The sequence below is a fragment of the Lacrimispora sp. genome (assembly GCF_032078915.1).
GTDB lineage: Bacteria > Bacillota > Clostridia > Lachnospirales > Lachnospiraceae > Lacrimispora.
Window position 1 is genome coordinate 1 of sequence record NZ_DAMAUN010000155.1, and the last position, 7,621, is coordinate 7,621.

Here is a 7,621-nt window from a genome sequence, read left to right on the forward strand (position 1 = left end):
AATATCTAAGAAGTTTCTTTCAAAGTTAATCGCTACGGCAGTTTTTAACCCTGATTCTTTCTTGTCATTAATCAATATCCGCTCTCCATATGGAGCCCCGTAAATAACCTGCTTAAATTTTACCTCATTTTCTCTTAAGAACGTTTCTGTCAATTCTTTTTGCTCCTCTGTCCTTGAAGTAAGAAAAATTACCAGATCATCTTCCGGTATACTATCTAAAAACTCTCTAGCGCCGTCAAGAAAGGTATCTTTCCCATTTATCTTATATCCATTATGCTTCACAATTGTTCCATCCAGATCCAATATCCAAGTATGTCCAAGTGAAGACAAAACAAGCTCTTTTTTTTTTCCATAACACTATTCTCCATAACTATTACATTTGCTCCCGTTTCAATATCTCTCCAATGCTGCCACCAGGGTGATTTATTCGAAATTGCCCAATATCCAAGTGCCTTACCTGCGCAATCTGCATGGCAAGCCCCTGCAGCACAATCAAATTTAATGTTGTGGAGTTATTTGGCATAATATTCCACAAATCACCCTCATGTTTTAAATCTAAAACAAGACTATTAGGAATTTCTTTTGCTAAGGTACTGTCCTTGTTAAATGTTAAAAGCCACATATTTATTTTTCTGTCCGATAATACATTCTTCAGATATACTGATTCCTGTGTTTCTCCGCTCTTTGTAAGCAACAGCAATAAATCACCCTCCCTTACAACCCCCATATCCCCGTGTATTGCAGAATTCGTATGTAAAAAACACGCATCCATCCCCAAAGAAACCATAGAGCCAACAAATTTTTCGCAGATTGGAACATTTTTTCCTAATCCTGACACAATTATCTTGTGCCCACGATCTATAGTTTCCACAGATTCTTTCAGCAGTTTATTAAACGTTCCTTCATCCATGGAGTGGATTGAATCTTCGATTTCTTTTAGCTGTTTTTCAAAATATTTAATCATAATACGTCCTCCAAGTAATATAATCCATTATAAAACGAACCGCATACGGAATCATAATCCTGCCATGTATATGTTGTCAACGAAAGCCAGATAACCGCATGTAAAAGTTTGATTTCCTCTGGATTAACCATTGTCATCTCATAAAAATCCTGCTCCATATCTTCCCAATGATTAGAAGCAATATCCAGTTTAATCTCTGAATCACTCATTTCTAAACGGAAATCTTTCAAATTGAATCTATCATAATTTCCTACGATAGAATAATACAGTTTCGCCCAATCATACCTGGAATCTCCATAAAGTTCTATAAAGCCAAAGTACCCTCTTGGATCTATCATGACAGGCGTTCCGTCGGAACGAAGCATCATATTTGAAAATGTGCAATCACCATGAATAAAACAAAAGCTTTCACATTTCAACTGTTCCAGACGTCTTTCCAGTTCCCTTTTATGGAAAAATATATTCCTGCATTCTTTCCCGTTAATCATTATTGTTTTTTGATCTGCAAATGGAATCAAATCGCGTATGATTGCAATTCTATCTATTGTTTTATTGAAATACGCTTCCTTAATACTAAAGGAATCTGCTTCGACTCTATCCGTCTCATGCAAATTTTTCAACGCAGACACCAGCTTTGATAGTATTTGCTTTTTCTTTTCATAAGGCAAATCATATTCATATATATTTTTGCCTTCTATTTTTTCCATAATTAATGGATTCGTACCATATATTTGGGGTAAAGCAGGTATATTAAATTCTCTTGCTTTTTCATACCATCTGCATTCTCTTACAGCCAGTTTTTTCCCTTGTTCATCTATCCCTTCTTTTATCACTCTATCCTCCAAGATAGTCATTTTATTAAAAGGCCGACATTTTTCCTGCTGCAATTTTATATATTCTTCAATCAAACCAAATTCTTTTGTGCCTGCTAATTCAATTTCCTCAAACATCATTTTATTGGACTGCATCCAGCGAACCAGTTCACCGCTTTCAGGTATATTTTTTAATTTATCCTTACCTGTAAAAAGGAAAAATCCCGCGACCCCATGTTCATAGGATCGTTCTTCTGAAAATTCTCCATCAATATAGCTCCACCTGCATGGAAATGTTTTTGAAATGCCTATATGGTCCGTTGTTATGTCCGGTAATTTCAATTGATCCGGTAAAATCAAATCCGACCAGATAAGCATAAACGGTTTATCTTCTGGTATTAAATCTAATGCCTGTTTTACTCCAGCACATGTACCTGTACCGATGGCATCCACTATCTGGTATTTTACATCAGCGAAGCAGTTTAGATACTCGTGCAAAACTTCCTTTTTATAATCAGCAATTACTATATATCTTTTGTCAGGATATTTCCGAAACAGATGAAACAGCATTGGCAGATTCTCAACTGGCACCAATGCTTTGGGTTTATTCTTTGTAAGATACTCTAGACGAGCCCCCTTACCTCCAGCCTGCACAACTATGTACTCCATAAATTATCCTCCAAGATTCATTAATCGGTCTAAAATCTTTACGTTCTGAACCATCATAGGCTTTCCTGTTTTTTCATATAGTGCAAACAAAGATCCTCCATCCCCATAATATCCATCACTTATGGCAATCGCTCTATCCGAATCACTGCTTTCATCAAAAATTCCCCATCCTTCGGACTTATAGCGAGAAACGATAGCACTATATTCATTCCACAACTGTGGCCTCATAGACTGCAGGGTTGCTGGCATCAACGGATGAGGACGCCATAACAGTACGACTTCGTCTTGCCTGTCTCTAAAAACATCTATAGTATTCCGAATCTTTATAATGACTTCATCACTTTTCTCTAAAAGGGAAGCAATACTTGTATTGTATAGAACAACCTTCTTGTTCGTTCCATCTTCCTTACGGATCATGTCTTTCCATTCCTCCGGTACATTCAGGTCTTCCCTTCTAGTATTTAACAACTTATCATACTTGGGGCTTCCAAGTGCCAACACCTTTTGTTCTATATTTCCAAATGCATTTTTACATTTATTTTCATGTTCAAATTTATGGAGTTCTTCTACATATGTTTTTCTCACTGCCTCAGATTGAACAATGACTTTATCTGCATACAGAGTTCCGGGAGTCGCACAAAGATGTTCTTGTACCGTATCTCCTGCACAGACAAAGTAAGGAATGTAGACAAGCATATTCGTATATTTCTTTAATTCCCTTGCATAAAAGGCAGGATGCACAGTGGTTATAATATTACTATCATCATAAGGATTATGAAAATAAATTACATCCGGTTTTCTTTCTGCAATAGAATATTCCTCCCATGAGGTAACTGGCACATACTCAGGATATTCATTTCCCTCATAATGCATCTGCCCCAATGTTCCATCGGGATTCCTATCAAAATACGGTATCGGCACCACATATGCATCACAATTCTTATCTTCATCAGCCGCTCTCCATACGCTCTCCAACGAATCCCACATAGAAGCTTTATATGGCAAAAATATAATTTCTTTTTTATCATCAGGAAGCTTTTGCTTGATTCCATTATGTAATTGCGTTAATTGCTTTTGGATTTTTTTAGACAGTTTTCGGCATTGATTATAATCAGGTAATACTATGCTCATTTGATAGAGATTCTCACAATAATCCTCGAGGATCTTTACAAAAGATATGATTTCTTCTCCTAGTGTCTCGAAGTAGTCCCCCAGAAGGATTGCCGTCTCCTGGCATTGCGAAAGCGCATCTATAACATCCGCTTTAGTGGCTTTATTGTTTGTTCTTCCAATACTATCATTTGCTTTTTCCAGTGCGCCAATTGCATCCAGTATCTCTTTCTTCTTATATCTCTCCATCGTAATTATCCTTATACACTAGACTCCAAATATCTGCTGATTTTCCATAGCTTCATATATTGCCCTGTATATGTAAAAATCTGCAGGCTCCGTAATCTTTATATTATTTTTAGTGCTCATAACCATATGCATCGGAACTTTATATAAGCTGCATAAATGCGAGGAATCAATTGTCTTCCAGCCATCTTCCCGAGCCATCTCATATAGTTTAAATATCTCTCCAAAGTGAAAAGACTGTGGTGCCTTTGCCACGAACATCTGATCCCTCGGAGGCACATCCGTAATGCTCTTCTTATCCTCACAACGTATCACACTTTCCCGAACCGGTTCCGCTGTAATTGCATTACCATATCTTTTTACAGCCTCAATGTTTTTACTGATCAGTTCTTCATTGATCAACGGTCTTACCCCATCGTGTATCAACACAATATCATCCTTTGAGCAGAACTTTCTCATTTCTTCAAGACCATAGTAAATGGAATCATGTCCTGTATCGCCGCCAGATACAATATTAAGAACCTTTGTGATGCCATACCGATTCAATAAACCTTTTAATTCTTCTATCCACTCCTTAATGCATACTATCACAATCCCATCAATTTCCTCATGGTATTCAAAGTGTTCCAATGTATAAATAATAATGGGCTTTCCATGCATTTCTAAAAATTGCTTAGGCTTAGAGCACGAATTCATTCTTCGCCCTGTACCCCCAGCAAATATCAGTGCTTTCGCCATATTTTATCTCCTATTTGCATTTTATAAGACTCATTGGTTATATAATATATCGGTTTGAACGATGTTTTTCATAATGAGTTTTTCAACATGATGAATTAGAGATGTCCCGTTCTGAATGCTGTGGCAGTAGTTCTGTATATTGCGAAACAAAAAGCCGGGACTAAAAAATATCCCCAGCCCCAGCAACAAATTCCCTTTCTTCCTCTGTCAGCAAAGGCTCCATATTCTTTTCCAATGCGGGAAAATTTGCCTGTCTCGACACCTTGATCAGATATAGCTTATTTTTAAAAGTTGAAAGATCATAAAACTTGGACAGAAAGGCAAAAGTAGCATTGGCAGTTTCTTCCTCTCCAGGTTCTTGTTTCAGAAGAATCAGGATTTCTTTTAAGACACCCGCATGATAAGGTTCAAGCCTGAGAAGAAGAACCCCATACCGTATCATCTCAACAGGACGATTCTGCTTTGCATAAAAGGAAAAAATTTTTTGATACACCGCGAAGAGCCGGCCGGACAAAGCAAGGGGATCATTGCTATCATACCCTTCCATCAATTGAAGTGACTGCTCAAAATATTGAATCGCCCCACTTTCATTTCCATTGCGGTAGAGCCACTCTCCCGCCCAATAATCCACATCCGGAGAAGCACAACCACAATTTTTCGCCTTTTGATAAATGGCCAAAAATCCTTCATCACTGTCAGCATTTCTTCCAAATTTCACCTTAAGCAAAGAAGCAAAGCCCGGATCCTGATGAATAACATCTTCAAACAAAGCCGGATTCTCAATTCCATGAAGATAAGCCTCCTCCGCCTCCTCATATCGGTGTGCAAGAAGAAATGAATCTCCAAGATAACGCCACATTTGAACGCTATCTGGTTCTTCCTCCAGTTCCTTTTGTATCATAAATATATTGCGTTCCTCCTTACCCCTTTCCTCAACAACTGAAGGGGCATAACCGGTATGGAAAACAGCAAGCTCGCCTGTAGCATCATAGGAATAAAGCTGACCGCCATCTGTCACATCCAGATACTCATGCACCCTGTTATGATATCGAAGATTGGGAATATTGCGGAATATGCGGTCCTGTACCCCAGTGCCTATCGTTTTCCCACCGTCCCCCAGATTGACTAGAAGTGACCGTATCAAATGGGGCCGGTGAGCGGGATAAAACTTTTTTTCCAGTTGTTTGAGAAGCGGCAGTATCTTCTTTACATCCTCATCCGAAAAATATTCATCTGCATCCAGAAAAGCGATCCAGTTTCCCCTGGCCTTTTCAATCGCAAAGTTTTTAGCGGCAGAAAAATCATGAGTCCAGGGAAAACAAAACACCTTTGCCCCCATCTCTTCAGCTATTTCCACTGTCTTATCCGTGGAACCAGTGTCTATCACAATCTGCTCGTAAACAATCCCCTTTCCCCAGCTAAGGGCTTGCCGGATGTTCTTTTCCTCGTCTTTCACAATCATGCATTGGGACAGCCGAACGGAAGGTTTCATATTCATTCCTCCTAGTTTGATGGGCAATATGAGACTTCACACTGCCTCGTAATAAAATAATCCCCCGAAAATTATCTTTCCGGGGGATGTAAAAATCAAAATCCGGCATAATTACTGTAATAACTGCAATACGCCCTGTGGAAGCTGATTGGCCTGAGCAAGCATAGCCTGAGATGCCTGAACCAGAATGTTATTCTTGGTATAAGCCATCATCTCTTTTGCCATATCAACGTCACGAATACGGCTCTCTGCTGCAGTTACATTCTCAGCAGTAGCACCTAAGTTGTTAACGGTGTGTTCCAGACGATTCTGAAGGGCACCTAATTTACCACGCATAGAAGAAACAGTGTTAATGGAAGACTTAACTCTGGATACGGCATCGGAAGCAAGATCCTGAGTGGCAATACTAACCTTTTTGGTATCACCTTTAATGGCAGCCTCGTTGGTAACCTTTCCATCAGCATCATAAGCAGCTTCCATCTTTCCAACGTTTAAAGTATCACCGCTCACGCTGTCCACGGTTACTTTCAACTGATTGAACTCGTCAGATGTATCACCAATCTGAAGCCTAGAATCCAATTTACCATCTAAAAGCTTAGTTCCGTTGAAGTCTGTAGCTTCTGAAATACGGTCGATTTCATCCTGTAAAGCCATAAACTCTTCGTTCAGGTTCTTACGGTCTGTCTTGTCATCATAGATTCCATTGGCAGACTGCTGAGCCAGCTCGACCATACGGTTTAACATAGAATGAACTTCTGTCATAGCGCCTTCTGCTGTCTGAATCAAAGAAATACCGTCGTTAGCATTCTTCTGAGCAGTATCAAGGCTGACGATCTGTGCTCTCATCTTTTCAGAGATAGCGAGACCAGCCGCATCATCACCTGCACGGTTAACTCTGTAACCAGAAGATAATTTCTCAAGGTTCTTAGCTACTGCGGTATTGTTTCCACCTAACTGTCTGTGCGCATTAATTGCTGCGATATTGTGCTGAATTCTCATAAATATTTCCTCCTTGAATGTGTAACAGGGAATTCCATTTCCCTGCTTGATATGTTTTCCTACATTAGGAAAATAAGTAAATCATGTTGTGGAATCTTGCGGGGTACCAGCCGCAGAATCGAATCCAAATTTTGACACTTGTGCCTTCCGGAAATATATAATATAAAATATAATTTCCTTTCATTTACATTATCGTACCGGCTAGTATAAAAGATAAGTGTTTTTTTTAATATTTTAAAAATCTTTTCATAGTCCTCCATTTTCACGGAACTGCAATTAGCAATTGACCCTCCATGGGGCAAACCTACAAGTCCATTCCTAGTCCAGGCATCAACTTTTACCATTCTCTTTTTGACTGTATCATATTAAAAAGCCTGACTTTCGCCTATAGAACTATAATTTGATATAAAGATGAGATATTGATAACCTTTAATTATTAAAAAACTATCATTTAAAGGATTTTTGCATGGTATCTTTGGAATATAAACAGATTTAAAAAGACAGATCAAAAAAAGGGATATGTATCACCATATCCCTTCAGACTGTAGACAAAACGGAGTTAGGATGCAAATCCTAACTCCATTTTTCTGA

The 7,621-nt window shown here is 38.7% G+C and carries 7 protein-coding genes; all 7 read right to left on the reverse strand.

The genetic code is table 11. The features are described from left to right. On the reverse strand, positions 1 to 282 hold a 282-nt coding region (locus RT269_RS29120; protein WP_313187961.1), incomplete at its 3' end, for a hypothetical protein. A 91-nt stretch (positions 283 to 373) separates the two neighbouring features. Continuing rightward, positions 374 to 964, reverse strand: a complete 591-nt coding sequence (locus RT269_RS29125) for an SIS domain-containing protein (protein ID WP_313187963.1) — start codon at positions 962 to 964, stop codon at positions 374 to 376. Continuing rightward, positions 961 to 2,445: a phosphotransferase gene (locus RT269_RS29130; RefSeq protein WP_313187965.1), complete on the reverse strand. Its 1,485-nt coding sequence runs from the start codon at positions 2,443 to 2,445 to the stop codon at positions 961 to 963. Before RT269_RS29130 ends, RT269_RS29125 begins: the two co-directional genes overlap by 4 nt. A gap of 3 nt (positions 2,446 to 2,448) precedes the next feature. Further along, positions 2,449 to 3,804: a hypothetical protein gene (locus RT269_RS29135; RefSeq protein ID WP_313187967.1), complete on the reverse strand. Its 1,356-nt coding sequence runs from the start codon at positions 3,802 to 3,804 to the stop codon at positions 2,449 to 2,451. 18 nt (positions 3,805 to 3,822) lie between these two features. Next, complete coding sequence (locus tag RT269_RS29140) at positions 3,823 to 4,539, reverse strand: IspD/TarI family cytidylyltransferase (RefSeq protein ID WP_313187969.1); 717 nt, start codon at positions 4,537 to 4,539, stop codon at positions 3,823 to 3,825. 160 nt (positions 4,540 to 4,699) lie between these two features. Next, positions 4,700 to 6,031 (reverse strand): glycosyltransferase family 2 protein, encoded by a 1,332-nt coding sequence (locus tag RT269_RS29145; RefSeq protein ID WP_313187970.1) that lies wholly within the window; start codon positions 6,029 to 6,031, stop codon positions 4,700 to 4,702. Positions 6,032 to 6,142: 111 nt separating this feature from the next. After that, positions 6,143 to 7,030, reverse strand: coding sequence for a flagellin N-terminal helical domain-containing protein (locus RT269_RS29150; RefSeq protein ID WP_313187972.1), 888 nt, complete (start codon positions 7,028 to 7,030; stop codon positions 6,143 to 6,145). Positions 7,031 to 7,621: the final 591 nt, after the last annotated feature.

Excerpts from the sequence above, each read along its gene's own strand:
- RT269_RS29140 (WP_313187969.1), bottom strand. The coding sequence starts at position 4,539 with ATGGCGAAAGCACTGATATTTGCTGGGGGTACAGGGCGAAGAATGAAT.
- RT269_RS29125 (WP_313187963.1), bottom strand. The coding sequence starts at position 964 with ATGATTAAATATTTTGAAAAACAGCTAAAAGAAATCGAAGATTCAATC.
- RT269_RS29130 (WP_313187965.1), bottom strand. The coding sequence starts at position 2,445 with ATGGAGTACATAGTTGTGCAGGCTGGAGGTAAGGGGGCTCGTCTAGAG.
- RT269_RS29145 (WP_313187970.1), bottom strand. The coding sequence starts at position 6,031 with ATGAAACCTTCCGTTCGGCTGTCCCAATGCATGATTGTGAAAGACGAG.
- RT269_RS29150 (WP_313187972.1), bottom strand. The coding sequence starts at position 7,030 with ATGAGAATTCAGCACAATATCGCAGCAATTAATGCGCACAGACAGTTA.
- RT269_RS29135 (WP_313187967.1), bottom strand. The coding sequence starts at position 3,804 with ATGGAGAGATATAAGAAGAAAGAGATACTGGATGCAATTGGCGCACTG.